At 64.7% G+C, this 25,564-nt stretch carries 23 protein-coding genes and 2 tRNA genes; 19 read left to right on the top strand and 6 right to left on the bottom strand.

Annotated elements, in window-relative coordinates:
• Nucleotides 1–2 precede the first annotated feature (2 nt).
• From NCG91_RS18200 to NCG91_RS18165, 8 genes are all read left to right on the top strand, one after another.
• Nucleotides 3–434: an ExbD/TolR family protein gene (locus tag NCG91_RS18200; RefSeq protein ID WP_170840419.1), complete on the top strand. Its 432-nt coding sequence runs from the start codon at nt 3–5 to the stop codon at nt 432–434.
• 78 nt (nt 435–512) lie between these two features.
• On the top strand, nt 513–1,724 hold the full coding sequence (locus tag NCG91_RS18195) for a tetratricopeptide repeat protein (protein WP_099666826.1): 1,212 nt from the start codon (nt 513–515) through the stop codon (nt 1,722–1,724).
• A 284-nt stretch (nt 1,725–2,008) separates the two neighbouring features.
• Nucleotides 2,009–2,980: a bifunctional riboflavin kinase/FAD synthetase gene (locus NCG91_RS18190; protein WP_077407919.1), complete on the top strand. Its 972-nt coding sequence runs from the start codon at nt 2,009–2,011 to the stop codon at nt 2,978–2,980.
• An 81-nt stretch (nt 2,981–3,061) separates the two neighbouring features.
• A complete protein-coding gene (ileS, locus tag NCG91_RS18185) occupies nt 3,062–5,962 on the top strand; it encodes an isoleucine--tRNA ligase (RefSeq protein WP_099666825.1) in 2,901 nt (966 codons plus the stop codon).
• 183 nt (nt 5,963–6,145) lie between these two features.
• Entirely contained in the window at nt 6,146–6,649 is a 504-nt protein-coding gene (lspA, locus tag NCG91_RS18180) for a signal peptidase II (RefSeq protein ID WP_077407922.1), read from the top strand.
• Between the two features lie 17 nt (nt 6,650–6,666).
• Nucleotides 6,667–7,887 carry a bifunctional phosphopantothenoylcysteine decarboxylase/phosphopantothenate--cysteine ligase CoaBC gene (gene coaBC / locus NCG91_RS18175; protein ID WP_251350696.1) on the top strand — a complete coding sequence of 407 codons (1,221 nt, stop codon included), beginning with the start codon at nt 6,667–6,669 and terminating at the stop codon, nt 7,885–7,887.
• 30 nt (nt 7,888–7,917) lie between these two features.
• Nucleotides 7,918–8,367: a dUTP diphosphatase gene (gene dut / locus NCG91_RS18170; protein ID WP_251350695.1), complete on the top strand. Its 450-nt coding sequence runs from the start codon at nt 7,918–7,920 to the stop codon at nt 8,365–8,367.
• Between the two features lie 151 nt (nt 8,368–8,518).
• Nucleotides 8,519–9,622 carry a M48 family metallopeptidase gene (locus NCG91_RS18165; protein ID WP_251350694.1) on the top strand — a complete coding sequence of 368 codons (1,104 nt, stop codon included), beginning with the start codon at nt 8,519–8,521 and terminating at the stop codon, nt 9,620–9,622.
• Between the two features lie 82 nt (nt 9,623–9,704).
• Here the strand turns inward: NCG91_RS18165 and NCG91_RS18160 are convergent, their stop codons facing one another.
• Entirely contained in the window at nt 9,705–9,845 is a 141-nt protein-coding gene (locus NCG91_RS18160) for a hypothetical protein (protein WP_162835767.1), read from the bottom strand.
• A gap of 100 nt (nt 9,846–9,945) precedes the next feature.
• Between NCG91_RS18160 and NCG91_RS18155 the strand changes: the two genes are divergently transcribed.
• The 5 genes from NCG91_RS18155 (at nt 9,946) to NCG91_RS18135 (ending at nt 13,700) form a co-directional block, all read left to right on the top strand.
• Nucleotides 9,946–10,953, top strand: a complete 1,008-nt coding sequence (locus NCG91_RS18155) for an XdhC family protein (RefSeq protein ID WP_251350693.1) — start codon at nt 9,946–9,948, stop codon at nt 10,951–10,953.
• A gap of 69 nt (nt 10,954–11,022) precedes the next feature.
• Nucleotides 11,023–11,946: a DNA-3-methyladenine glycosylase family protein gene (locus NCG91_RS18150; protein ID WP_251350692.1), complete on the top strand. Its 924-nt coding sequence runs from the start codon at nt 11,023–11,025 to the stop codon at nt 11,944–11,946.
• A 57-nt stretch (nt 11,947–12,003) separates the two neighbouring features.
• Complete coding sequence (locus tag NCG91_RS18145) at nt 12,004–12,375, top strand: COG4315 family predicted lipoprotein (protein ID WP_251350691.1); 372 nt, start codon at nt 12,004–12,006, stop codon at nt 12,373–12,375.
• A gap of 21 nt (nt 12,376–12,396) precedes the next feature.
• Nucleotides 12,397–12,918: an RNA polymerase sigma factor gene (locus NCG91_RS18140; protein WP_099666818.1), complete on the top strand. Its 522-nt coding sequence runs from the start codon at nt 12,397–12,399 to the stop codon at nt 12,916–12,918.
• A complete protein-coding gene (locus tag NCG91_RS18135; protein WP_251350690.1) occupies nt 12,915–13,700 on the top strand; it encodes an anti-sigma factor family protein in 786 nt (261 codons plus the stop codon). The genes NCG91_RS18140 and NCG91_RS18135 overlap by 4 nt, the downstream gene beginning before the upstream one ends.
• Nucleotides 13,701–13,743: 43 nt before the next feature.
• Here the strand turns inward: NCG91_RS18135 and mug are convergent, their stop codons facing one another.
• Entirely contained in the window at nt 13,744–14,265 is a 522-nt protein-coding gene (mug, locus tag NCG91_RS18130; protein WP_251350689.1) for a G/U mismatch-specific DNA glycosylase, read from the bottom strand.
• A gap of 152 nt (nt 14,266–14,417) precedes the next feature.
• On the opposite strand from mug, the gene NCG91_RS18125 reads away from it, so the two are divergent.
• Nucleotides 14,418–14,894, top strand: coding sequence for a (2Fe-2S)-binding protein (locus tag NCG91_RS18125; protein ID WP_251350688.1), 477 nt, complete (start codon nt 14,418–14,420; stop codon nt 14,892–14,894).
• The gene (locus NCG91_RS18120) at nt 14,891–17,197 is read left to right on the top strand and encodes a xanthine dehydrogenase family protein molybdopterin-binding subunit (RefSeq protein ID WP_251350687.1); all 2,307 of its coding nucleotides are present in this window, start codon (nt 14,891–14,893) and stop codon (nt 17,195–17,197) included. The genes NCG91_RS18125 and NCG91_RS18120 overlap by 4 nt, the downstream gene beginning before the upstream one ends.
• Here the strand turns inward: NCG91_RS18120 and NCG91_RS18115 are convergent.
• Complete coding sequence (locus NCG91_RS18115; RefSeq protein ID WP_251350686.1) at nt 17,194–18,399, bottom strand: MFS transporter; 1,206 nt, start codon at nt 18,397–18,399, stop codon at nt 17,194–17,196. The two genes, NCG91_RS18120 and NCG91_RS18115, sit on opposite strands and share 4 nt — an antisense overlap.
• A 110-nt stretch (nt 18,400–18,509) precedes the next feature.
• Here NCG91_RS18115 and NCG91_RS18110 point away from each other — a divergent pair, with 110 nt between their 5' ends.
• A complete protein-coding gene (locus NCG91_RS18110) occupies nt 18,510–19,298 on the top strand; it encodes a helix-turn-helix transcriptional regulator (protein ID WP_251350685.1) in 789 nt (262 codons plus the stop codon).
• A 59-nt stretch (nt 19,299–19,357) separates the two neighbouring features.
• On the opposite strand, the gene NCG91_RS18105 is transcribed toward NCG91_RS18110, so the two are convergent.
• Both NCG91_RS18105 and NCG91_RS18100 read right to left on the bottom strand, forming a co-directional pair.
• Nucleotides 19,358–19,434, bottom strand: a tRNA-Met gene (locus NCG91_RS18105).
• A 163-nt stretch (nt 19,435–19,597) separates the two neighbouring features.
• Nucleotides 19,598–19,674 (bottom strand) — tRNA-Met (locus tag NCG91_RS18100).
• 224 nt (nt 19,675–19,898) lie between these two features.
• Between NCG91_RS18100 and NCG91_RS18095 the strand changes: the two genes are divergently transcribed.
• Genes NCG91_RS18095 through NCG91_RS18085 form a run of 3 tightly spaced genes read left to right on the top strand, consistent with a single transcriptional unit; the run spans nt 19,899 to nt 22,007 of the window.
• Nucleotides 19,899–20,477 (top strand): NUDIX hydrolase, encoded by a 579-nt coding sequence (locus tag NCG91_RS18095; protein WP_099666811.1) that lies wholly within the window; start codon nt 19,899–19,901, stop codon nt 20,475–20,477.
• Between the two features lie 30 nt (nt 20,478–20,507).
• Complete coding sequence (gene aat / locus NCG91_RS18090; protein ID WP_251350684.1) at nt 20,508–21,224, top strand: leucyl/phenylalanyl-tRNA--protein transferase; 717 nt, start codon at nt 20,508–20,510, stop codon at nt 21,222–21,224.
• Nucleotides 21,225–21,284: 60 nt separating this feature from the next.
• Entirely contained in the window at nt 21,285–22,007 is a 723-nt protein-coding gene (locus tag NCG91_RS18085) for an arginyltransferase (protein ID WP_099666809.1), read from the top strand.
• Between the two features lie 43 nt (nt 22,008–22,050).
• Here NCG91_RS18085 and NCG91_RS18080 read toward each other — a convergent pair whose 3' ends face one another.
• Entirely contained in the window at nt 22,051–25,362 is a 3,312-nt protein-coding gene (locus NCG91_RS18080; RefSeq protein ID WP_251350683.1) for a S41 family peptidase, read from the bottom strand.
• Nucleotides 25,363–25,564: the final 202 nt, after the last annotated feature.

Below are 25,564 nucleotides of genomic sequence, written 5' to 3'. Positions count from 1 at the left end.
CTATGAGTATGAATGTCGGTTCGGGAAGCGCAGCAGGCGCGGATCCGGAACCAATGATGGAACTGAACATGACGCCCCTCATCGACGTGATGCTGGTGCTGATTATCATGTTGATCATCACGATTCCTAAGCAAAACCACTCGGTGAACCTGAACATGCCGGTCGGCACCCCGCCGCCACCGACAACCGAACCAGTGGTCGTCACGATCGATGTCGATTTTGATGGCACTATCTTGTGGGACAATCAGGTCGTACCTGATCGTAATACGCTGGAAGCCAAGCTGAGCAACGTTGCTGCGCAAGCAGATCAGCCAGAAGTGCATCTGCGTCCTAACAAGCTGGTGGAATACAAAGTCGTCGCCGGTGTGATGGCGTCGGCGCAGCGTCTGGGCGTGACCAAAATCGGTCTGGTCGGCAACGAGCAATTCCAGTAAGCTGCAGCAATCAGGTTATCTTTACATCCGAATAGGCAGGACTTCCTGCCTATTCGCTTTTTACTGAAAGACTTTCTCATGTCCAAGTTTCGTCTCGCTCATCTCGGCCTCGTCATGGCCGCTATCGGTTTTACCGCAGCAACTCCCGTAATCGGCCTGGGCTCGCTGGCATATGCCGCGGACACCGTGCGTGCCGAAGTGGGCAAGCCATTGCAAGAAGCGCAAAAACTCGCTGGCAGCGGCAAAAACAAGGAAGCACTGGCCAAGCTGCGCGAAGCTGACAGCGTCGGCGGCAAGACCGCCTTTGAAAGCTACCAGATCGAACGCGTGCGCGCCTCGGCTGCCGCCGCCGCTGGCGACAACGGCACCGCCATCAAGGCTTTTGAAGCCGTCATCAATTCCGGCCGCCTGAGCGCCGCCGAAGCCCCCAAATTCACACAAGCGCTGGCAGGCATGTACTACCGCGCCAAGGATTGGCCAAACACCATCACCTGGATCAAACGCTCGCTGAAAGACCGCGAAGATCCACAGATGCGCGAACTGCTGATCCAGACCTACTACGTCAGCGGCAACTTCGCCGAAGCGGCAAAAGAACTGCAAGCGCGTGGCGGCAACTCGGAAGCGAGCCTGCAAATGCTGGCCAACATCCAGTTGAAGCAAAACGACAAGGGCGGCTACGTTGCCACCCTGGAAAAACTGGCATCGAGCTATCCGAAAACCAGCTACTGGGCCGACCTGCTGAACCGCGTTTCGGGCAAACCTGGCTTCTCGCAACGCCTGGGCCTGGATGTCCAGCGCCTGCGCCTGGCCAACGGCCTGTTCAGCAAACCTTCCGAATACATGGAAATCAGCCAGCTGGCCCTGCAAGCAGGCAATCCTGGCGAAGCGCTGAGCATCATCGAGCAAGGCTACAAGAAAGGCGTGCTGGGTACCGGCGCCGATGCGCCACGTCACCAGCGTCTGAAAGACCTGGCCCTGAAAACCCAGGCTGACCTGAAAGCCAACGCGGCCAAGTCGGAAGCGGAATACACCAAGAACAAGGACGCCGACAGCTTGAGCAAGCTGGGCTTCGCCCTGGTCTACGATGGCCAGGCCGAAAAGGGTCTGGGCTTGATGAACGACGCCGTGAAACTGGGCACCGCCAAGTATGCGGAAGAAGCCAAGCTGCATCTGGGCATCGCCTACATCCACGCCGGCAAGAAGTCCAACGCCACGACGGCACTCAAAGCCGTCAAGGGCACGGATGGCGCGGCTGACCTGGCCCGCTACTGGACCTTGATGAATAAGTAATTAACATCGAACCCAAGCTACTGCGCGTCGCGCTTTGCAGCCTGTGATGCTCACCGTACTACAGTACGGTTGCGCTTCTCGGCAACAAATCACTGCCGCTCGCTACGCTTGGCTTCGACGTTGAGAGTGCATTGAATCAATACTAAAGCGTTGCCAGCATACCCGCCGGCAACGCTTTTTATCATTTCAGCAGTGAAATTCGCCCTGCGTCCACCCTGCCGGGTGTGCATCCCCGAAACAGTCCGTATAATCCCCCTTTTGGCACAGTTTTTCATCAGATTCCTATGAAGGTATTCCGCGGACTTCCCAATGCCCAGGCACGAGCGCCTTGCGCTCTGACCATCGGCAATTTTGACGGTGTCCACATCGGCCATCAAGCCTTGCTGGCGCGCGTGCGCGGCGCGGCGACCGAACTCGGCATTGAAGCGGCCGTGATGACGTTCGAACCGCACCCGCGCGAATTCTTCGCGCAGCGCGCGGGCGACCTGTCCAAGGCCCCGCAGCGCATCGCCAACTTGCGCGACAAGCTGCAATCGCTGGATGACGCCGGCATCGACCGTGTCGTCGTCGAGCACTTCAGCGCCCAGTTCGCCGCCTTGACGCCGCAGGAATTCACGGAAAAAGTCCTCGTCGACGGCTTGCACGTGAAATGGCTGATGGTCGGCGACGACTTTTGCTATGGCGCCCGGCGCGCCGGCGACGTGGCCATGCTGCAGGAAGCGGGCCGCAAATATGGTTTCCATGTAGAAACATTGCCTACCGTGATGAACGGCAGCACGCGCATCTCGTCGTCCGCCGTGCGCCTGGCGCTGGCCGCCGGCGATTTCCCGCTGGCCACGCAGCTGCTGGGCCATCCGTACGCCATTTCCGGCCATGTCATCCACGGCCAGAAACTGGGCCGCACCCTCGGTTTTCCCACCCTGAACCTGCGCGTGGCGCACCGTCCCGCCCTGTCCGGCGTCTTCATCGTGCAAGTGCACGGCCTGGCGCCGCAGCCGCTGCCGGCCGTGGCCAGCCTCGGCGTGCGCCCCACCGTCGACGACAGCGGCCGCGTCTTGCTGGAAGTGCATCTGTTTGATTTCAATCAATCCTGCTACGGCAAGCTGGTGCGCGTGGAATTCCTGGAAAAGCTGCGCGACGAAGAAAAGTACGACGACTTGCCCACCCTGACGGCCGCCATCGAGCGCGACTCGAACCAGGCGCGCGCCTATTTTGAGCAGCGCAGCGGCGCCATTACCGCCACCGACCGAATTTGACGCCGGCCAACTCCGCCGCCTGGCGGCACTTGCCGTCGCAAACCCGCTGCAAAAATATACTCCATACCATTAAAGAAGATTATGTCCGATCAAAACAAGCCAGCCACGCCCAAGCAGAACAAGAAGCCTGAAAGCAAATACCCGGTCAACATGACGGAAACCCCGTTCCCGATGCGCGGCGACATGGCCAAGCGCGAGCCGCAATGGGTACAGCAATGGCAAGACAAGAAAATCTACGAGCGCGTGCGCAAGGCTGCCGCCGGCCGTCCGAAATTCATCCTGCATGACGGCCCGCCGTACGCGAATGGCGATATCCACCTGGGCCACGCCGTCAACAAGATCCTGAAGGACATGGTCGTCAAGTCGCGCTCGCTGGCCGGCTTCGACGCGCCGTACGTACCGGGCTGGGATTGCCACGGCATGCCGATCGAGATCCAGATCGAAAAACTGCACGGCAAGAACCTGCCGACGGCCGAAGTGCTGGAAAAGGCCCGCGCCTACGCCAATGTGCAGGTCGAGCGCCAGAAGAAGGATTTCATCCGCCTGGGCGTGCTGGGCGAGTGGGACAACCCGTACCTGACCATGGCGCACGGCAATGAAGCGGACGAATTGCGCGCGCTGGGCAAGCTGCTGGAAAAAGGCTATGTGTACCGCGGCTTGAAGCCCGTCAACTGGTGCTTCGACTGCCAGTCGGCGCTGGCCGAGGCGGAAGTGGAATACGCGGAAAAACGCGATCCCGCCATCGACGTCGGATTCAAGTTCGCCGAGCCGGAAAAACTGGCGGCCGCCTTCGGCCTGCCTTCCCTGCCGACCGATAACGGTTTCATCGTCATCTGGACCACCACGCCGTGGACCATCCCGTCGAACCAGGCGCTGAACGTGCACCCGGAAGTCAAATACGCGCTGGTGAAAGCCGAGCGCGATGGCCAGCCGCTGCTGCTGATCCTGGCGCAAGACCTGGTCGTCGCCAGCCTGGCGCGCTTCAAGCTCGATGGCACGACCATCGCCACCTGCGACGGCGCGGCCCTGGCCGGCATCAGCTTCCGCCACCCGCTGCATGCGGCCGATGCCTTCTATGACCGTCTGTCGCCCTTGTACCTGGCCGAATACGTGACCACGGAAAGCGGCACGGGCGTGGTGCACTCGGCGCCAGCCTACGGCCTGGACGACTTCATCTCGTGCAAGGCGCACGGCATGAAGGACGACGACATCATCAAGCCCGTCATGGGCGACGGCAAGTTCGCCTCGACCCTGCCCCTGTTCGGCGGCATGACCATCTGGGAAGCGTCGAAGCCGATCTGCAACGCCCTGCGCGAAGCCGGTGCGCTGTTCGAAGTCAAGATGTTCGACCACAGCTACATGCATTGCTGGCGCCATAAGACGCCGATCATCTACCGCGCCACCTCGCAGTGGTTTGCCGGCATGGACGTGACGCCGAAAGACGGCGGCGCGACCTTGCGCGAAACGGCCTTGAAAGGCATCGCCGACACCGAGTTCTTCCCGGACTGGGGCCAGGCGCGCCTGCACGGCATGATCGCCAACCGTCCCGACTGGACCCTGTCGCGCCAGCGCCAGTGGGGCGTGCCGATGGCCTTCATCGTGCACAAGGAAACGGGCGACCTGCATCCGCGCACGCCGGAACTGCTGGAGCAAGTGGCCAAGCTGATCGAAAAAGGCGGCATCGAGGCCTGGCAGGCGCTGGACCTGGCTGACCTGATCGGCGACGAAGCGGCCATCTACGCGAAGAACAAGGACACGCTGGACGTGTGGTTCGATTCCGGCGCCACGCACCAGACGGTGCTGGGCGGCCCGCAAGCGCACGGTTCGCACTCGACGCAGCTGCAATTCCCGGCCGACCTGTACCTGGAAGGCTCGGACCAGCATCGCGGCTGGTTCCACTCGTCCCTGCTCGTGTCGTCGATGCTCAATGGCCGTCCGCCGTACAAGGCCCTGCTGACGCACGGCTTCACGGTCGATGGCGAAGGCAAGAAGATGTCGAAGTCGCTGGGTAACACGCTGGCGCCGCAAAAGATCTCGGACACCCTGGGCGCGGACATCCTGCGCCTGTGGATCGCCTCGACCGATTACACGGGCGAACTGTCGATCTCCGACGAAATCCTGAAACGCGTGACGGAATCGTACCGCCGCATCCGCAACACCCTGCGCTTCCTGCTGGCGAACACCTCGGACTTCAATCCGGCCACGGACGCCGTGCCGGTGGCCGAGATGTTCGAAATCGACCGCTATGCGCTGGCCAACATGGCCTCGCTGCAAACGCAGATCGAGAACAACTACGCGCGCTACGAATTCCACCCGGTCGTGTCGAAGCTGCAGACGTACTGCTCGGAAGACCTGGGCGGCTTCTACCTGGACATCCTGAAGGATCGCCTGTACACCTCCGGCTTGACGTCGCACGCGCGCCGTTCGGCGCAGACGGCCCTGTGGCACATCACGCAAAGCTTGCTGCGCCTGATGGCCCCTGCCCTGTCGTTCACGGCCGAGGAAGCGTGGGCCGTCTTCGCCGGCAGCGAAGCGTATGCCGCCAGCGATGAAACCATCTTCACGCAAACCTGGTGGCAGCTGCCGGAAGTGGCGGATGCGGCCGACCTGCTGGAGAAATACACGGCCCTGCGCGCCGTGCGCACGGACGTGACGAAGCAGCTGGAAGACTTGCGTACTTCGGGCGCCATCGGCTCGTCGCTGCAGGCGGAGCTGACGATCAAGGCCGCGCCGATGAAGTACAAGCTGTTGACGACCCTGGGCGACGACTTGAAGTTCGTCTTCATCACCTCGCAGGCAACAGTAGCCGAAGTGGCCGACGAAGCGGCCGAGGAAGTGGTCGTGGCCGCGTCGACGGCGCCGAAGTGCGAGCGCTGCTGGCACTACCGCAGCGACGTGGGCACGGACGCCGCGCATGCCACCCTGTGCGGCCGCTGCGTCAGCAACCTGTTTGGCAAGGGCGAAGTTCGCCGCTTCGCCTAAACAACGGCGTCAAAATCTGCTGCGCGTCGCGATTTGCGGCCTGCGATGCTCACCGTACTACAGTACGGTTGCGCTTCTCGGCCACAAATCGCTGCCGCTCGCTACGATTTTGCCCGCCGTTGTATGCTATCCGTCCAACCGCCGCCTGCTGCCAGGCGGCGGCTTTATCTTCCCTGGAAAAATATGGCCACTAAAAACCGTTTTTCATCGAAACCGCAATCGCCGCTGACGCTGTGGCTGGGCATTGCCGCCATCGTCATCCTGTTCGACCAGATCACCAAGATCACGATCCTGAAGACCTTCCGCTATGCGCAGGAAATGGTCATCACCTCGTATTTCAACCTGGTGCTCGCGTATAACAAGGGCGCCGCGTTCAGCTTCCTGTCCGACCAGGGCGGCTGGCAGCGCTATTTCTTCACCGGCATCGCCCTGGCGGCCGCCATCTACATCATCTACCTGCTGAAAAAGCACGCCGGCCAGCGCATGTTCTGCTGGGCCCTGTCGCTGATCCTCGGCGGCGCGCTGGGCAACGCCATCGACCGCCTGATGTACGGCCACGTGGTCGATTTCCTCGACTTCCACTGGAAAAGCTGGGGCCATTTCCCCGCTTTCAATATCGCCGACAGCGCCATCTGCATCGGCGCGGCCCTGTTCATCATCGATGAACTGCGCCGGGTAAACAAATAAACACGCAGGAGAACGGCATGGAACTGTCCGGCAAAAAAATCGTCCTGGGACTCTCGGGCGGCGTCGCCTGCTACAAGGCAGCGGAATTGTGCCGCGCGCTCACAAAGGCAGGCGCCTCGGTGCAAGTGGTGATGACGGATGCGGCCAGCCACTTCATCACGGCCGTCACGATGCAGGCCCTGTCCGGCCACCCCGTGCACACGAGCCAGTGGGATGCGCGCATCGCCAACAACATGGCGCATATCGATTTGACGCGCCATGCGGACGCGATTTTGATCGCGCCGTGTTCGGCCGACTTCATGCGCAAGCTGGCGCACGGCGTGTGCGACGACCTGCTGTCGACCCTGTGCCTGGCCCGCCCATCCCACCTGCCCCTGCTGGTGGCGCCGGCCATGAACGTGGAAATGTGGCAGAACCCCGCCACGCAGCGCAATGTGCAGCAGCTGCGCGACGACGGCGTCAAGCTGTTTGGCCCTGCCGCCGGCGAACAGGCGTGCGGCGAGGTGGGCCTGGGCCGCATGCTGGAACCGGAACAGCTGCTGACGGAGCTGATCGCCGCCTTCCAGCCGAAGGTATTGGCGGGCAAGCGCGTGCTGGTCACTGCCGGCCCCACGTTCGAAGCCATCGACCCCGTGCGCGGCATCACCAATCTGTCCTCGGGCAAGATGGGCTATGCGGTGGCGCGCGCGGCGCGCGAAGCGGGCGCCGAGGTGCTGCTCATTTCCGGCCCCACGGCCCTGGACGCCCCCTTCGGCGTGCGCCGCATCGACGTGCAAAGTGCGCAGCAGATGCACGACGCGGTACTCGCCCACGTCGACGGCCAGCATGTCTTCGTCGCCGTGGCCGCCGTGGCCGACTGGCGCGTGGCCAACGCCAGCGAACAAAAGATGAAAAAGCAGGCCGACGGCTCCGTGCCGGAACTGCAGTTCGCGCAAAATCCCGACATCCTGGCCACCGTGGCGGCGCGCACCAACCTGGCCGGCTATCCGTACTGTGTCGGTTTTGCTGCCGAATCGGAAAACCTGGTGGAATTCGGTTCGACCAAGCGCGAAAAGAAGGGCATCCCCTTGCTGGTCGGCAATATCGGCCAGAACACGTTTGGCCAGGATGACAACACCATCATCCTGTTCGACGAGGAAGGCCATACCGTACTGCCGCGCGCCTCGAAACTGAACCTGGCGCGCCAGCTGATTTCGGAAATCTCGAAGCGGCTGGCCAAGAATTCGCTGCTCAAATAACCTTTTACACGACTTAGCTTAGTTAGATTAATGAAAAATATCGACATCAAGATCCTCGACGCCCGCATGAAAGAAATGCTGCCAGCCTACGCCACCCAAGGCAGCGCCGGCCTGGACCTGCGCGCCTGCATCGACGAGGCGATCACCATCGAAGCCGGCCAGACCGTGCTCATTCCCACGGGCCTGGCCATCCACATCGGCGACCCGTCGTATGCGGCCATGATCCTGCCGCGCAGCGGCATGGGCCACAAAAACGGCATCGTATTGGGGAATCTGGTAGGCTTGATCGACTCCGATTATCAGGGCCAGTTGATGGTATCGACCTGGAACCGGGGCCAGAGCGCTTTCACGCTCAATCCCATGGAACGCCTGGCGCAACTGATTATCGTGCCCGTGCTGCAAGTGGGCTTTAACGTCGTCGAGGAATTCGGCGACAGCGAACGCGGTGTTGGCGGTTTCGGCAGCACCGGCAAACATTAACAGCGACTGACAAACCGTAGCGAGCGGATGTGATTTGTGGCCGGGAAGCGGAGTTGTGCGAATGCACGGGGCCGCCGAGGCAGTGAGCATCGGAGGCCGCAAATCTCGCCGCGCAGCAGGTGTTGTCAGGAGCGACAAGAAGGAATAGTTTATGCCAGGTTTCCGCCATCTGATCACAGCCCCAACTTCGCTGCGCCAACTGGCCACTCCCCTCCTGCTGGCCAGTGCGGCCATCCTCGCCGGCTGCACCACGCCGGCGACGCATGTCAGCGGCCCGTTCAACGTGGTGCCGGCGCCCGATGCGCCCGCCCCGACGGCGCAGCAAAAGGCGGCGCAGGAAGAACTGGTGAAGATGGTGGCCCTGCAGGACCGCCTGTCGAAAGTCTCGGCGCCCCTGCTGATCAACAATGCGGACCTGTGCAAGACGTATGCGCGCAACTTGCTGGGCTTCACGGCGCAGAACAAGTATTCCTACCCCGGCATCTATGCCGACGCGGCGCAGGCGGCCCTCGGCTACGGCGAACAGATGCAGGTCTCCGGCGTCTTGCCGGGCAGCGGCGCCGCGCGCGCCGGCTTGCGCAAGGGCGACGGCTTGCTGGCCGCCGAAGGCAAGCCGCTGCCGGCCGGCCCGAAGGCGGAAGGCCCGTTTGGCGCCATCGTCGGCCCGCTGGCCTCGAAAAGCGCGAACCTGAACATGACCATCGCCCGCGACGGCCAGCAGCAGGACCTGAAGATTCCCGTCACGCGCGCCTGCGCCTTCCGCGTCGCCCTGGGCAATGCGGACAATATCAACGCCTACTCGGACGGCGCGCGCATCATGCTCACGCGCGGCATGGTCAATGCGGCGCAAAACGACGAAGGCATCGCCTTTGTCATCGCCCGCGAAATGGCGCACAACATCCTCGACCACGCGCGCAGCCAGCGCACGGCAGGGACGGCCGGCAGCATCATCGACAGCCTGGGCGCCGTGCAGCCCGACGTGTCGATGCTGACGGGCGCCGCCGGCATCAAGGCCATGCCGCAGGAACTCGACGTGCAAGCCGACACGCTGGCCATCTACCTGCTGGCGCGCGCCGGCTACAACGTCGACAACGCGGCCCGCTTCTGGCAGCGGCTGGCCACACAAGTACCGGCCACAGTCGCCAACGGCTACACGGCGCTGCATCCGGGCACCAACTCGCGCATGGCCGCCGTCAACCGCGCCGTCATCGACGTGCGCGCCAAGCAGGCGGCGAAGAAACCGCTGAAGCCTTAGAACGCCTGCCATAACCTACTGCGCGTCGCGCTTTGCGGTCTGCGATGCTCACTGTGCTCAATCCTGATCAAACAGGGTTTGCTCAGGCCCCCGGGAAGTTGGGGAAGTAGGTGCCCATGATCCAAGTCAGGGCACCGCAGAACACCACGGCTAGAAACAGGACAATGAGCAGCTTGCCGAACTTGGGAATACCCTCTTCTTGCGTCTTGACTTCATTTGACATGAAAATTCTCCGCAGGGTGGTGGAACAGGTAGTATATCCACAATCTTGAATACTTTTCCATACTTTGCCGCAAACATGCGGCATGTAACCCGCGCGCGCCATGGACAGCATCGACCTTGAAGTTCTGAAAACCAGCGCCGCCTGGCTCGCCGCCGGCCGCCGCTGCGAACTCGTCACCGTCATCAAGACCTGGGGTTCCAGCCCCCGTCCCGTGGGCGCCACCCTGGCCATCTGCGACGATGGCACGGTGGTCGGTTCCGTTTCCGGCGGCTGCATCGAAGATGATTTGATCGACACCGTGCGCATGCACGGCATCGTGCGCACGCAGCCCGAAATCGTCAGCTACGGCATCAGCGCCGACGAGGCGCACCGCTTCGGCCTGCCCTGCGGCGGCACCATCGAACTGGCCATCGAGCCGCTGCACGCGGGCAGCCGCGTGGCCGAACTGCTGGCGCGCCTGGAAGCCCATGAACTCGTCGAACGCCGCCTCGACCTGCGCAGCGGCGCGGTCACCCTGCAGCGCGCCGCGCCGGGCGCCGTGCTGGCCCTGGAAGACGGGGCGCTCACCACGCAGCACGGCCCGCGCTGGCGCTTGCTGATCATCGGCGCCAGCCAGCTGTCGCGCTTCGTGGCGCAAATCGCCACGGCCATGGATTACCACGTCATCGTCTGCGACCCGCGCGAGGAATACCGGGGCGGCTGGAACGTACCGGGCGTGCCCCTGCTGCACGCCATGCCGGACGACCTCGTGCTGGAATTAAAGCTCGACAGCCGCAGCGCCGTCGTCGCCCTCACGCACGACCCCAAGCTCGACGACCTGGCCCTGATGGAAGCGTTGAAATCCCCAGCGTTCTACGTGGGCGCCATCGGCTCGCGCGCGAATAACGCCAAGCGGCGCGAACGGCTGCTGCAGTTCGACGTCAGCACCGAGCAGCTGGCGCGCCTGCACGCCCCCATCGGCCTGTACATCGGCAGCAAGACGCCGGCCGAAATCGCCATTTCCATCCTGGCCGAACTGACGGCCGTGAAAAACGGCGTGCCCGACGCGCTGCAGATCCAGCACGCGGCCGCCTTGAGCCCGCCCAACCCTGACCTCTGCGTGCGCTGAAGCCTGCAAAGCAAGAAACGGGATGCGCCAGCATCGTCCCCCTGATACCTTCCCTGACTTTGGCCCGCCATGACCCTGCTGCACTGGACCCTCCCCCTGCCCGCCGGCTACCGCCGCGACGATGTCATCGCCTTCCACAGCCGGGATACGCAAGCCGTGGCGGAACAAGTCACGCCGACAGGCCTGCGCAAGGGCATCCTGCTTGCCGGCGTCCCCGTGGTACTGGACGTGGCGTTCACGCAGGATGCCGCCATTTGCCAGGCAGACCTCGACGACAATGACGATACCGTCGCCGACCTGCAAACGCCGCTGCACGGCGCCCTGCTGAACATCCTCGGCCTGCGCATCGACCCGCAGCCGTTCGCGCAACTGGCCGCCGCCGACCCGCTGCTGGCGCCCTTGATCCACGTCAATCCGGGCTTGCGCATCGTGCAATCGGCCAGCCCCTTCGAGGCGCTGACCTGGGCCATCATCGGCCAGCAAATCAACCTGCCGTTCGCTATTTCCCTGCGCCGCACCTTCATCGTGCAGGCGGGACGCCGGCATGGCAGCGGCTTGTGGTGCTACCCGGAGGCGCGCGACGTGGCGCGGCTATCCGCCGAGGATTTGACGAGCCGCAAATTCTCGCGCGCCAAGGCGGAAACCGTGCTGCGTCTGGCGCATCTCGTCAACGATGGAGAACTGTCGCTGGAGCTGCCCCCTTCCGGCGACGTGGCGGCCATTTCGCAGGCGCTGCTGGCCGTGAAGGGCATCGGCCCGTGGACCGTCAATTACGCGCTGCTGCGCGGCTACGGCTATGCCGACTGCTCGCTGCACGGCGACGTGGCCATCCGCGCCGCCCTGCAAAAGCTGCTCGGCGAAGAGGTCAAGCCGGACATGGCGCGCACGGAGCAGTGGCTGCGCCAGTACGCGCCGCACCGCACCATGGCCGCCGCCCACCTGTGGGCCAGCCTGCACGCGCCGGAAAAAAATATTTTGCCTGCCGGGGAATAAACGGCGGGCGGCACGCGTCTATCCCTTGCAAGCCCCCAAAACCTCAAGGAGACCACCATGCGCTTTACCACTTTTGCCGCCACCGCCCTTTGCACCGCCCTGTCCGCCCCGCTGGCCTTTGCCGCCGACGTCATGCCAGCCAACGGCATGCTGGTCAACGCCAGCGGCATGACCGTGTACGCGTTCGACAAGGATGTCGCCGACAGCGGCAAGAGCGCCTGCAGCGGCGGCTGCCTGCTGGCCTGGCCCGCCGTCATCGCCACCGAAGCGGCGCCCGCCGCCCCGTATGGCAGCATCAAGCGCGAAGACAACGGCGCCATGCAGCTGACCTACAAGGGCAAGCCCCTGTACCTGTACAAGGAAGACAAGAAACCGGGCGACGCGGCCGGCGACAATTTCAAGAACGTGTGGCACGTCGTCAAGCCTTAAGCACGCCATCCCGCCGCCACGATGACCACGCAAGAGGACAGCCGCCAGCTGCAAGCCTGCCTGCCCGGCCTGCGCCGCTATGCGCGCGCGCTGGCGGGCGCCGCGCACGCGGACGACCTGGTGCAGGATACCGTGGAACGGGCCTGGCGCAAGTTCGACCAGTGGCAGCGCGGTGGCGAGATGCGGCCCTGGCTGTTTTCCATCATGCATAACCTGCACGTGGATCAACTGCGCCGCCCCGGCCTGGCGCTGCAGGAACTCGACGACGACGCCCTGCTGCCCGCGCCGGAGCGCGCGCCAGGGCAGGCCATCGCCATCGGCGAAATGGATGCGGCGCTGGCCCGTTTGCCGCTGGGGCAGCGCGAAGTCATCCTGCTCGTCGCGCTGGAACAGATGCCGTATGAGCAGGTGGCGTCCACCCTGGGCATCCCCGTCGGCACCGTCATGTCGCGGCTGTCGCGCGGGCGCGAGCGGCTGCGCGAACTGCTCGACGGCCGCCCCGCCGGCAGCCATGGCGCCCCTACCCTGAAAGTCGTGAAATGACAACGCAAGCCATCAGCGAAGCGCAATTGCACGCCCTGGCCGACGGCGTCCTGCCCGAGGAGCAGCGCGCGGCCATCGACGCCCACCTGCGCGCGCACCCCGAGGACGCCGCCAGGGTGGATGCGTGGCGCGAACAGAACCGGCAATTGCGCGCCCTGTTCGATCCCGTGCTCGACGAAACCGTGCCGCCGGCCCTGCGGCAGGCGGCATCGCCAGCGGCGGCGAACGGCGCCTGGCGCCGCCCCGCCATGCAGGCGGCAGCGGCCATCGTGCTGCTCATCGCCGGCGGCGCGGGTGGCTGGCTGCTGCGCGGCGGCGACGGCACGAGCGCCAGCGCCAGCCCCCTGACCCTGGCGCGCAGCGCCGCCATCGCCCATGCCGTCTACACGCCCGAAGTGCGCCATCCCGTCGAAGTGGGCGCGGCGCAGGAAGCGCACCTGGTGCAATGGCTGTCGAAACGCCTGGGTACGCAACTGCGGCCGCCCGCGCTGTCGCCGCTCGGCTACCAGCTGATCGGCGGGCGCTTGCTGCCCGGCGATGGCGACGGCCCCGTGGCGCAATTCATGTACGAAGATGGCGGTGGCAAGCGCCTGACCCTGTACGTGGCCAAGGAACGGACGGGCAGGCAGGAAACGGCTTTCCGCTATACGCAGGAAAAGGACCTGAGCGTGTTTTACTGGATCGACGGCCAGCTCGGTTATGCCCTCTCGGCGAGCCTGCCCAAACGGGAACTGGGCAAGATCGCCGACGCCGTGTACGCGCAGCTGGAGCAAGCCCGCTAAGCCCCTCCATCCATGCGCAAGTGCGCTGAACGCCAGCCCGGCATCAGCCCAGCGCGCGCTTGAGTTCCGCATACGCGTCGACCAGCCGCTCCTTCGAATAACCGCGATTGAGGCCACTCGGATTGGGCAAGATCCACACGCGCGCGCCGCCGAAGCGCTCTGGCTGCTCGCCCCACGCCAGCTGGCGTTTTCCCGTCATCGCCGCGTAGGCGGCCTTGCCCAGGAAGGCGATCCACTGCGGCTGCGCCCATGCCAGCTTGTACCGCAGGCCCGCCGCCGCTTGCGCAAATTCGTCCGCCCCCACCTGGTCCGCGCGGCTGGTCGGGCGCCCGACGGCCGCCGTCAAGCCCAGCCCGAAACCGAGCACGCTGGCATCGTCCTGCGGCGCCACCAGGTGCGGCGTGAACCCGGCCAGGTGCAGCACGGGCCAGAAGCGGTTGCCGCGGCCGAGAAAATGGTGGCCGGCCGCCGCCGCATCCACGCCGGGATTGAGGCCGCAAAAAACCACCTGCAAGCCGGGAGCCAGGATGTCGGGCAAGCCCGGCGCCGTTGTGAGGTATGTCATGGAAAACTCCGATATCAGAAACCGCAGTATGCCACCGGCGCCATCTCCTGCAGCGCAGGGCGGCCGGTGCTACCATCCTATACTGATGAGCTAATCCGTCTGGCGGATGGCCGTCGCGCTGTCCCGCACCATCCCCACTCCGAGGAATACACATGACGACCCTGACCATCAATGGCAAGCAGCACGACCTTGCACTGCCTGAAGACACGCCCCTGCTGTGGGCCCTGCGCGACGAACTGGGCATGACCGGCACCAAATTCGGCTGCGGCATGGCCCTGTGCGGCGCCTGCACCGTGCACCTCGATGGCGAAGCCATCCGCTCCTGCGTGACGCCCATGTCGGCCGCCGCCGGCAAGAAGATCACCACCATCGAAGCGGTGGGCGAAGACAAGGTCGGCCTTGCGCTGCAACAAGCCTGGCAGGAACACGGCGTGCCACAATGCGGTTACTGTCAGGCCGGGCAGATCATGTCGGCCACGGCCCTGCTGCACAAGACGCCAAGACCGAGCGACCAGCAAATCCGCGAAGCGATGAGCGGCAATATCTGCCGCTGCGGCACCTACACGCGCATCCACGCGGCCATCAAGCAGGCTGCAAGCAGCATCCACGCAAAAGGAGCGGCCAAATGAGCATCCATGACACTGCCGCCGCACATTCGCCTGCGCGGCGCAACTGGCTCAAGGCCGCCGGCGCACTGGCCGGTTTGACCCTGGTGGCCGGCCCTTCCGGCCTCGTGATGGCGGCCGATGCCGTCAAATACGGCGGCGACAATATGGCTGGCGGCGTGGTCGACGACACCCTGGTCTTCCTGTCGATCGGCGCCGACGGCATCGTCACCATCGTGGCGCACCGCTCCGAAATGGGCCAGGGCATCCGCACCAGCCTGCCCATGGTGGCGGCCGACGAACTGGGCGCCGACTGGGCGCAGGTGCGCGTGCAGCAGGCGCCCGCCGACGAAGCGCGCTACGGCAGCCAGGATACGGACGGTTCGCGCAGCATGCGCCACTCGTTCCGCGCCATGCGCCACGTGGGCGCCACGGCGCGCCTGATGCTGGAAACGGCGGCCGCCGTGCGCTGGGACGTACCTGTCACCGAAGTCAAAGCCGTCAATCACGCGGTCGTGCATGCGGCCAGCGGACGCTCGCTGTCCTTCGGGGCGCTGGCCGAAGACGCGGCCAAGTTGCCCGTGCCGCCACGCGCGCGCATCAGCCTGAAAACGGCGGGCGAGCTGCGCTACATCGGGCAAACCAGCACGCGCGGCATCGACTTGCACGACATCGTCACGGGCAACACCCACTTCGGCATCGACACGCGCCTCGATGGCATGGCGTATGCCGTCATCGCCCGTCCGCCCGTCTTCGGCGGCAAGCTGAAAAGCGTGGACAGGACGGCGGCCCTGAAAGTGCCGGGCGTGCTGCGCATCGTCGAACTGGCGGGCAGCCCGCCGCCGGCCATGTTCAATCCGCTGGGCGGCGTGGCCGTCATCGCCAGCAACACCTGGGCCGCCATCAAGGGCCGCGAAGCACTGGTGCTGGAATGGGACGACGGTCCGAACGGCGGCTACGATTCGAAAGCCTTCCGCAAGACGCTGGAAGCGGCCGTGCGCCAGCCGGCCAGTCCGGCGCGCGACCAGGGCAAGACGGTGACGACGCTGGCCGCGGCTCCCGCCGCGCGGAAATTCAGCGCCGAATACTATCTGCCCCACCTGGCCCACGCCACCATGGAGCCGCCCGCCGCCACCGTGCGCATCGCCAACGGCAAGGCCGAAGTGTGGGCCTGCGTGCAGGCGCCGCAGGCGACACGCAGCAACGTGGCCAAGGCCCTGGGCCTGACGTATGACGACGTGACCGTCCACGTGACCCTGCTCGGCGGCGGCTTCGGGCGCAAATCGAAACCCGATTTCGCCGTCGAGGCGGCGCTGCTGTCGAAAGCCATGGATGGCGCGCCCGTCAAGCTGACGTGGACGCGCGACGACGACCTGCAGCACGACTACCTGCACACGGTATCGGTCGAACGGCTGGAAGCGTCGCTCGATGCGAAAGGCATGCCGACGGCCTGGCTGCACCGCACGGCCGCGCCCACCATCACGTCGACCTTTGCCGCCGGCGCGAACAAGCAGGCGCCGTTCGAACTGGGCATGTCGGCCATCAACGTGCCGTTCGCCATTGCGAACATCCGCGTCGAAGTGCCCGAAGTGCCGGCCCACACGCGCATCGGCTGGTTCCGTTCCGTGTCGAACATCCCGCACGCCTTCGCCATCCAGTCGTTCACGGCCGAACTGGCGCACGCGGCGAAGAAGGACCACCGCGACTACCTGCTGGCGCTCCTGGGCCCCGCGCGCAAGATCAACCCGGCCGACCTGTCCGACGGCTGGAACTATGGCGAAGATCCGGCGAAGTATCCGGTCGACATCAGCCGCATGCGCCACGTGATCGAGCTGGCGACGGCCAAGGCGGGCTGGGGCCGCAAGCTGCCCAAGGGACGGGGGCTGGGCCTGGCCGTGTCCTACAGTTTCGTCACCTATGTGGCGGCCGTGATCGAGGTGGAGATCAATGCGGCCGGCGAAGTCATCGTGCCCAGGGTCGACATCGCCATGGATTGCGGCCCGCAGATCAACCCGGACCGCGTGCGCTCGCAGATCGAGGGCGCCTGCATCATGGGCCTGTCACTGGCCATGAGCGGCGAAATCAGCTTTAAAAATGGCCGGGTCGAGCAAAGCAATTTCCACGACTACGCCGTGCTGCGCGCGGCCGACGCGCCTCGCGTGATCCACACGCACCTGGTGCCGGGCACCCTGGAGATGGAGCTGGGCGGCGTGGGCGAGCCGGCCACGCCGCCCATCGCGCCCGCCCTGTGCAACGCCATCTTCGCCGCCACGGGCAAGCGCATCCGCGCCCTGCCCGTGGGCATGCAACTGGCGAAGAAAGCCTAGCCGCGCCGCGCCGCCGGCAACTGCAGCAGCAAGGCGGCGGCGGCGACCAGGGCGGCGCCGGCCGCCAGCAGCCACATGGGCCAGTCCAGCAGGAGCAGCACCCCGCCCGTGGCCGCGCCGACGGCGCTGCCCAGGTACAGCGCCGATTCGTTGAGGGCGATGGCCAGGTTGCCGTCGCCCTGGCGCGCACGCACGGCCAGCAGTTGCTGGTTTTGCGGCACTTGCAGGGCCCAGCCGGCCGCGCCCCACAGCACGATAGGCGCCAGCATCAGCCAGGCCGACCAGCCGGCCGCCAGCGGCAGCGCGCCCAAGGCCAGCGCCAGCAGCAGCAAGATGAGCCAGGTCAGTTTCGGCGCCGCCACCTTGTCCGCCCATGGCCCGACCAGCATGCTGCCAACGATCCCCCCCACGCCCCAGGCCCACAGGAAGGGCGTGGCGGAGATCGCTGCGCCCTGCGCCGACCACGCCAGCAGCGGCGCAATGAAGGTGTACATGCCCAGGCTGGCGATGGCCGCCAGCAGCGACACGAGCAGGATGGCCAGCACCTGCCCGTCGGCCAGCAAGGCCAGCTTGCGGCGCAGCGAGATGGCCGGCGCGGACGATGCGGCAGGCAGCGCGGGCAGCTTCCACAGCAAGCCCGCCAGCGCCAGCGCACCGAGAAGCGCCACCAGCCACAGGGCCGCGGTCCAGCCCAGCTGCTGCGCCAGCAGCAAACTCAAAGGCACGCCCAGCACCGTGCCGCCCGCCATGCCGCCCATGATCGCGCCGATGGCCTTGCCCCGCTGCTGCGGCGCCGACACGCCGGCCGCCGCCGCGATGCCCAGCGCCAGATACACGCCCGCACCGATGCCGGCGATGGCGCGCCATGCCAGCAAACCGCTGAAACCGGGCGCCAGCGCGCTGGCCCCGTTCGCCAGCACGAACACGCCCAGGGCGACCAAAAGGCCGGAGCGCTGCGCGCGCGCCGGCAGCAAGGCCACCATCAGCGGCGAGCCGAGGCCATAGGCCAGGGTAAACGCCGTCACCAGTTGCGCCGCCATCGCCAGGGAAACGGAAAACGCGCCGGCGATCATCGGCATCAAGCCTGCCGTCACATACGAAGCCATGCCCAGCGCGAACGCGCCCACGGCGATCAGGTAGACGGTGGCGGGCAGCACGGCGGCGGAAGTGCCAGTACTGGCGTGAGAAGAATAGTCGGACATGGGCAAGCCTTCGGGAAGAAAGCAGGCATTCTGGAATACAATATAAACAATTACAATTTAACTGTTTATGCTATTACTGATAGCAACAGGCTTACCGGAAAGGCAGCATCATGCGCACTTTGGCCCGCACCCGCCACGAACTGGCCGCCTACCTGCAGGCGCGCCGCGCGCGCCTGTCGCCGGAAGACGTAGGCTTGCCCGGCGGCGGGCGGCGCAGGACGCCGGGCTTGCGCCGCGAAGAAGTGGCGGCGCTGGCCGGCGTGGGACTGACCTGGTACACCTGGCTGGAGCAGGGGCGCGACATCGGCGTATCCAGCGCCTTTCTCGACAAGCTGGCCGAAGTGCTGAAACTGGACGCGGGCGAACGCCGCCACCTGTTCCTGCTCGCGCATGCGCGTCCGCCGGCCGAAGAAGGCAAGACGTTTTGCGTGGTGCCGCCGCCGGTGCGCCGCCTGATGCACGAACTGGCGCATCCCGCGTATGTGCTCAATTTGCGCTGGGACGTGCTGGCGTTCAATGCGGGCGCGGACGCCCTGTTCGGCTTCGGCGCGCATGTGCCGGCGCGGCGCAATCTGCTGTGGCTCTTGTTTACCGATCCGCTGCTGCGCTCGCGCTTCATCGGCTGGGAAGAGCAGGCGCCGCTGATGCTGTCGAGCTTTCGCCGCGACTATGCGCGCGCCACGCAGGAAGCGGACATCCATGCGCTGGTGGACGAACTGGAAAAAGTCTCGCCCGAATTCAAGCTGTGGTGGCGCCGCCACGACGTGCATGCGCCATGTGCCGGCGTGCGCTGCCTGGACGTCGACGGCGAAGGCATCGCGTATGAGCACACCTCGCTGACCATCGATGCGGACCGCCACCTGCGGCTGGTCGTGTATGCGCGCCAGCTGCCAGAGTAAACACCGCCGCACAACGAAAAAACCGCTGACCCTCTTGCGAGGAATCAGCGGCTTCGAATTGGTTGCGGGGACAGGATTTGAACCTGTGACCTTCGGGTTATGAGCCCGACGAGCTGCCAGACTGCTCCACCCCGCAGCAGAATTATATACCAGATTGTTGCGAGGCGTAAAGGGCAAGATTTGACAATTGCATGCGCCCCCCGCCTCGCGAAGATTGCCGATAGGCAGATGATGGGGTGCGCCAGGCGGAAATGAAAAAAGCCGCCGATCTTTTGCAAGAATCAGCGGCTTTCCGGTATTGGTTGCGGGGACAGGATTTGAACCTGTGACCTTCGGGTTATGAGCCCGACGAGCTGCCAGACTGCTCCACCCCGCACAAGAATTATAAGGGCAAACAGGTGGCTTAGGCAATAGCTATCTCAACTTAGACTGCAATAGAGCCATTTTATTAAAAATGCGTTCCAAAGTACGTCAAGCAGCTTCGCCAATTGCCGGTTGGCATTGTGTCCGCCCGTCACGCCACGCCGCACGCAATCGGTGTACAGTAAGCGGTGTACAGTAAGCGTTACACTAGACATCATTCCTTTCCTAAGCCCGCCCATGAAATTCTGCTCCGAATGCGCCCATCCTGTCAGCCTGTCCATCCCGGAAGGCGACAACCGCCCGCGCTATGTGTGCGCCAACTGCGACGCCATCCATTACCAGAACCCGAAAATGGTGGTCGGCTCGATTCCCGTCTGGGAAGAGGATGGCCAGTTGCAGGTCTTGCTGTGCAAGCGGGCCATCGAGCCGCGCCTGGGCTACTGGACCCTGCCGGCCGGCTTCATGGAAAACGATGAAACGACGTCGGATGCGGCCGAGCGCGAAACGGTGGAGGAAGCGGGCGCCAATATCGAACTGGGGCCCCTGTTTTCGCTGCTGAACGTGCAGCGCGTGCACCAGGTGCACCTGTTCTACCTGGCCCGCCTGCGCGACCTCGATTTCGCGCCGGGCATCGAAAGCCTGGACGTGCAGCTGTTTACGGAAGCGCAGATTCCCTGGGACGACCTGGCCTTCCCCACCATCCGCGCCACCCTGGAACTGTTCTTTGCCGACCGCGTGAAAATCCGCGAAGGCGGCAGCTACGGCGTCCATACGGGCGACATCACGCGCCCGATGGCGCGCACGGATGCAGAATAAGCTCCCCTCACCTGCCACCTTTGACGCCGCATGATTCCCTGGCTCGACATCCACACCCCGTTCCCCGACGTCTCGCGCGCCCTGACCGACGAGGCGCCCGGCCTGCTGGCGGCCGGCGCCGACCTGTCGCCCGCGCGCCTGCTCGACGCCTACCGGCGCGGCATCTTCCCCTGGTTTTCCGAAGGCCAGCCTATTTTGTGGTGGAGCACCGATCCGCGCATGGTGCTGATGACGGAGCATTTCAAGGTCTCCGACAGCCTGGCCAAGGCGATCCGCAAGGTCGAACGCAGCGCCGCCACGGACGGGCGCTGGCAGCTGCGTTTCGACGGCGATTTCGACGCCGTCATGCGCGCCTGCGCCGCGCCGCGCAAGGATGGCCCGGGCACGTGGATTTCCGATGAAATCATCGCCGGCTACACGGGCTTGCACAAGCTGGGCTACGCGCACTCGTCGGAACTGTGGCTGGACGGGGAACTGGTGGGCGGCGCGTATGGCGTGTCGATCGGGCGCATGTTCTATGGCGAGTCGATGTTCGCGCGCGTGACGGATGGCTCGAAGATCGCGCTGGCGCACCTCGTGCGCTTCCTGAAGGACCGCGGCGTGGCCATGATTGACTGCCAGCAAGAAACAAGACACCTGGCGTCGCTGGGCGCGGCGCCCATTTCGCGCGCGCGCTTCCTGGCCCATGTGCGCGTCGCCATTGAAGCAGCGCAAATCACGGATTGGCAGGCTGCACCGCCGGCATAAAAAAGCTATGATATCTCCACGCAGACTTCCATTGCCGCGGACAGACCAGACAGGATCAGCATGACGCACCTGAACGAACTACCGTTTGCCACCCTGCAGTTCTACACGACGGCGCCCTACCCGTGCAGCTACCTGGACGACCGCCAGGCCCGCTCGCAGGTGGCCACGCCCTCGCACCTGATCAACAGCGACGTGTATTCGGAACTGGTGCGCAACGGCTTTCGCCGCAGCGGCATTTTTACTTACCGCCCGTATTGCGATGGCTGCCAGGCCTGCATACCCGTGCGCGTCGTGACGGGCGAGTTCACCCCGAACCGCAACCAGCGCCGCGCCTGGAGCCGCCACGCCGACCTGCAGGCGGGCGTGGCCACCCTGTCCTTCCTCGACGAGCACTACGAGCTGTACCTGCGCTACCAGAGCACGCGCCACGCGGGCGGCGGCATGGACCAGGACAGCCGCGACCAGTATGCGCAATTCCTGCTGCAAAGCCGGGTCAACACGCGCCTGGTGGAATTCCGCGATGCCGAGGGCATCCTGCGCATGGTCAGCATCATCGACGTGCTGGCCGACGGCCTGTCGTCCGTCTACACCTTTTTCGATCCGGACGTGCCGGGCGCCTCCTACGGCACCTACAACGTGCTGTGGCAAATCGCCCAGGCGCGCGAACTGGGCCTGCCCTACATCTACCTGGGCTACTGGATAAAGCAAAGCCCGAAGATGGCATATAAAATCAACTTCAAGCCGCTGGAAGCGCGCATCAAGGGGCAGTGGGTCATCCTGTAAAAAAAGGGGCTCGCGCCCCTTTTTTCATGCCTGCCGTACCGGCTTACCTGCTCTTGTCCGGAAACGCAGGACGCTTGGGCTGCACGGGCGGACTCTTCGCCAGTTCGGCCTGAATCACCTCGATCGCCTTTTCCAGCTGCGGATCGCGCCCGGCGATGACGTCGGCCGGCGTTTGCTCGACGTCGATATCGGGCGGCACGCCTTCATTTTCCACGCCCCAGCCATTCTCGCGCGTCCAGAACGCCAGGTTCGGCGCCGTGATGAAGCCGCCGTCCATCAGCACGGGGAAGCCCAGTACGCCCACCAGGCCGCCCCACGTCGCCTTGCCGATCAGCGGGCCCATGTTGTTTTTGCGGAACATCCACGGCAGCAGGTCGCCGCCCGAACCGGCCGTCTCGTCGATCAGCATGGCGCGCGGCCCCTGGATCGACGCGGACGGCGTCTTCATGTCGGCGCCGTAGCGCATGGTCCACCAGGCGATTTCCTTCTTCTGCAGGATCTCGATGTAGTAATCGGCCACGCTGCCGCCGCCGTTGAAACGCTCGTCGACGATGATGGCCTGCTTGTCCGCTTGCGGGAAGAAGTAGCGCTTGAAGTAGGTGTGGCCCAGCCCCGCCGTATTCGGCACGTACACATACGCCACCTTGCCGCCCGTGGCCGCATTGACCTTGCGCATATTGCCTTCGATCCAGTCGCGGTTGCGCAAGGCATCCTCGGTCGGAACGGGCACCACGGTGATCGTGCGCGCGCCCTTGCCGTCGGCCGACGGTCCCACGGTCAGGTCGATGGCCTTGCCGGCCGTGTTCTCGAAGGCGCTGTAGATATTCGTCGGCGGCAGCAAAGGACGGCTGTCGACGGCCAGCAGGTATTCGCCCGCCTTGACGTTCAGGCCCGGCTCCGTCAGCGGCGCGCGCAGGGCCGGATTCCAGTTCAAGCCGCCATACACCTTCTTGAAGCGGTAATGGCCGTCGCGCACTTCATAATCGGCGCCCAGCAAGCCCCCCGGCACTTTCTTTGCCTCAATAAAGTCGTCGCCGCCGCCGCCCCGGTGGTGGCCCACGGCCAGTTCGCTGCACATCCACTGTATCAACCGGTTCAAGTCCGCGCGGCTGGACAGCTCGGGCAGGAACACGGCGTACTTGTCGCGCATGGCCTTCCAGTCCACGCCATGCATGCCCGGGTCATAAAAGTAATCACGGTTGATGCGCCACACCTCGTTGAAAATCTGCGTCCATTCGGCGCGCGGATCGGCCTTCACTTCGATGGCGTCGACCTTGATCTTGCCTTCGCCCGGCGCCAGCAGCTTGCCCGTGGCCGACCCCATGGCCCAATTGTCCTTCTGGCGGTACAGCAGTTTCTTGCCGTCGGCCGAGACTTCGAAATCATCGGCTTCCGCCACCACGGTTTCCGCCTTGCGCTCCTTCAGATCGAAGCGCTGCACGGCCTTCTTGCCGTCGCTTTCGCGCAGCAAAAAGATTTGCCCCGCGGCGCCAGCCGTCAGGCTGGAGAATTGCGCGGCCGGCAGCGGCAAGTCGACGATGCGCGTGGCGATGCCGTCGAAATCGATGTGGATCGGCGCCACGGGGGCTACGGCCACTTTCGGGTCGTCGCGCCCCGTCTTCGGATCGACCTTCGGCTCGCTCTTCGCTTCCGCTTCCCCCTTCACCGTGTCTTTTTTACTCTCCGCGCCGGCCGCCTTTTCCTCGTCGCTTTCCTTGATCAGGGGCGACGGCAGGTCGCGCCGCAGCACGGCCATCCACACGGTGCGCGTCACCAGGTTGTCTTCGTTCTGCTGCGAGAACCAGTTGTTGCTGGGGCCAGCATTCGTCGAAGCGAAGAAGTACAGGTATTTGCCGCTCTTGTCGAACACGGGCTGGGCCACGTCGGACAAGCCGTCGGTCACGGGCATCGACTTGTTCTGCTCGACGGAATAGATGTAGGCGCTGCGCGTGTAGGTGGGTGAATTGAGCGTATAGGCCAGCCAGCGCGAATCGGGCGCCCACGAGGCGCGCATGCTCTTGTCGACGCCATACATGGGCTCCGTGGCGATTTTTTGCACCTTGCCGTTGCCGACATCGATCACGTACATGCTCCAGCCATTGTCGGCAAACGCGATCTTCCGGCTGTCGGGCGACCAGACGGCGTTGTCATAGAAACCGCTGCCATTGAGCTTGAGCTTTTTCACGGCGCCCTTGCCGTCCTGCGAGCGCACATGCAGTTCATATTCTCCCGACTCGTCCGAGAAATACGCGACCGAGCGGCCATCGGGCGACCAGATCGGCGTGCGCTCGTGGGCGCCGGCCGTCTGCGTCAGGTTGCGCACGTCGCCCTTGTCGGCGGGGATGGTGACGATCTCGCCCCGGTATTCGAAGGCGATGCGCGCGCCCGACGGCGAAATCGACGCGTCGCGGATGTATTTCGCGTTCTTGACCCAGCGGGGGCGCGCCTGCCCCAGGTCGCTGGCCACGGCGATGGCCAGCTTGTGCGCCTGGCCGCTGGCGATGTCGAGCGAGTGGAGATAACCGGCCTGCTCGTAGACGATGGTGCCGTTCGCCGCCGACGCGTTCAGCACGGGGAAATCCTTGTGCTGCGTCAACTGGCGCACGGCTTTCGTCTTGACGTCGTAGGCAAACAGGTTGAATTCGCCGTTGCGGTCCGAGCGGAAGTACACGGTATCCTTGATCCACATGGGATCGACGTCGTTCGAGCGCGTCGTCGGCTGGGGGATTTTTTCAATCGATTTATCGCTGGATGAAAACAGCCACAGCCAGGAATTGGTGCCGCCCCGGTAGCGCTTCCACTGCTTGAAGGCGGGCGCCAGCGGGTTGTACGCGATGCGCTTGCCGTCGGGCGAATACGTGGCGCGCGAGGCGTTGGGGATCTCCAGCTGGGTTTCCACGCCGCCCGCCACCGGCACCGTGAACAGCTTCTGGAAGCGGTTGTTGAAGGCGGCGCGGGGCGAGGTGAACATCACGGACTGGCCATCGGGGGTGAACGATTGCGCCAGATCAACACCCGGGTGGAAGGTCAGGCGGCGCGGCACGCCGCCGGCGGCCGCGATCACATACACGTCGACATTGCCGTCGATGTTCGCGCTATACGCGATCAGGCTGCCGTCGGGCGAAAACACGGGATTCGACTTGTCGCCCAGGTCCGAGGTGAGGCGCCGCGCGCCGCCGCCGTCCAGGTTCGACAGCCATACGTCGCCCGCATAGATGAAGGCGATGTGGCGGCTGGAGACGGCCGGTTCGCTCAGCATGCGGGTGTCTTGCGTATTGGGCAGTGCCAGGGCCGGGTGGCTCAGCAGCAGTGCGCTGGCGGCCGCGATGGCGGTCAGGATGCGTGTCTTTTTCAATCGATGTCTCGCTTATGAAGTCAACAGAACAGAGAAGAAACAGGAAAGTCCACGGCCGAATGCGAATTATCAATGGATCAATATTGCATTTGACCAACAAGAACTATACACCCGGCAGCCGCGTGGAACACGGTAAAATACGCCACTTATTTCGCGCGCCGCCAGCCCTTCCCGGCAGCCCGCATACCTACTCAAAGCGCCC

Origin of the sequence: Janthinobacterium kumbetense (assembly GCF_023703445.1) — a bacterium.
GTDB classification, from domain to species: domain Bacteria; phylum Pseudomonadota; class Gammaproteobacteria; order Burkholderiales; family Burkholderiaceae_D; genus Janthinobacterium; species Janthinobacterium kumbetense.
Note: the sequence above shows the minus strand (reverse complement) of the source record. Positions and strands in the feature narration are given on the sequence as shown.

Bases quoted from the DNA above. Each gene is read 5' to 3' on its own strand.
- NCG91_RS18200 (WP_170840419.1), top strand. From the start codon at position 3: ATGAGTATGAATGTCGGTTCGGGAAGCGCAGCAGGCGCGGATCCGGAA.
- NCG91_RS18195 (WP_099666826.1), top strand. From the start codon at position 513: ATGTCCAAGTTTCGTCTCGCTCATCTCGGCCTCGTCATGGCCGCTATC.
- NCG91_RS18190 (WP_077407919.1), top strand. From the start codon at position 2,009: ATGAAGGTATTCCGCGGACTTCCCAATGCCCAGGCACGAGCGCCTTGC.
- ileS (WP_099666825.1), top strand. From the start codon at position 3,062: ATGTCCGATCAAAACAAGCCAGCCACGCCCAAGCAGAACAAGAAGCCT.
- lspA (WP_077407922.1), top strand. From the start codon at position 6,146: ATGGCCACTAAAAACCGTTTTTCATCGAAACCGCAATCGCCGCTGACG.
- coaBC (WP_251350696.1), top strand. From the start codon at position 6,667: ATGGAACTGTCCGGCAAAAAAATCGTCCTGGGACTCTCGGGCGGCGTC.
- dut (WP_251350695.1), top strand. From the start codon at position 7,918: ATGAAAAATATCGACATCAAGATCCTCGACGCCCGCATGAAAGAAATG.
- NCG91_RS18165 (WP_251350694.1), top strand. From the start codon at position 8,519: ATGCCAGGTTTCCGCCATCTGATCACAGCCCCAACTTCGCTGCGCCAA.
- NCG91_RS18160 (WP_162835767.1), bottom strand. From the start codon at position 9,845: ATGTCAAATGAAGTCAAGACGCAAGAAGAGGGTATTCCCAAGTTCGGC.
- NCG91_RS18155 (WP_251350693.1), top strand. From the start codon at position 9,946: ATGGACAGCATCGACCTTGAAGTTCTGAAAACCAGCGCCGCCTGGCTC.
- NCG91_RS18150 (WP_251350692.1), top strand. From the start codon at position 11,023: ATGACCCTGCTGCACTGGACCCTCCCCCTGCCCGCCGGCTACCGCCGC.
- NCG91_RS18145 (WP_251350691.1), top strand. From the start codon at position 12,004: ATGCGCTTTACCACTTTTGCCGCCACCGCCCTTTGCACCGCCCTGTCC.
- NCG91_RS18140 (WP_099666818.1), top strand. From the start codon at position 12,397: ATGACCACGCAAGAGGACAGCCGCCAGCTGCAAGCCTGCCTGCCCGGC.
- NCG91_RS18135 (WP_251350690.1), top strand. From the start codon at position 12,915: ATGACAACGCAAGCCATCAGCGAAGCGCAATTGCACGCCCTGGCCGAC.
- mug (WP_251350689.1), bottom strand. From the start codon at position 14,265: ATGACATACCTCACAACGGCGCCGGGCTTGCCCGACATCCTGGCTCCC.
- NCG91_RS18125 (WP_251350688.1), top strand. From the start codon at position 14,418: ATGACGACCCTGACCATCAATGGCAAGCAGCACGACCTTGCACTGCCT.
- NCG91_RS18120 (WP_251350687.1), top strand. From the start codon at position 14,891: ATGAGCATCCATGACACTGCCGCCGCACATTCGCCTGCGCGGCGCAAC.
- NCG91_RS18115 (WP_251350686.1), bottom strand. From the start codon at position 18,399: ATGTCCGACTATTCTTCTCACGCCAGTACTGGCACTTCCGCCGCCGTG.
- NCG91_RS18110 (WP_251350685.1), top strand. From the start codon at position 18,510: ATGCGCACTTTGGCCCGCACCCGCCACGAACTGGCCGCCTACCTGCAG.
- NCG91_RS18095 (WP_099666811.1), top strand. From the start codon at position 19,899: ATGAAATTCTGCTCCGAATGCGCCCATCCTGTCAGCCTGTCCATCCCG.
- aat (WP_251350684.1), top strand. From the start codon at position 20,508: ATGATTCCCTGGCTCGACATCCACACCCCGTTCCCCGACGTCTCGCGC.
- NCG91_RS18085 (WP_099666809.1), top strand. From the start codon at position 21,285: ATGACGCACCTGAACGAACTACCGTTTGCCACCCTGCAGTTCTACACG.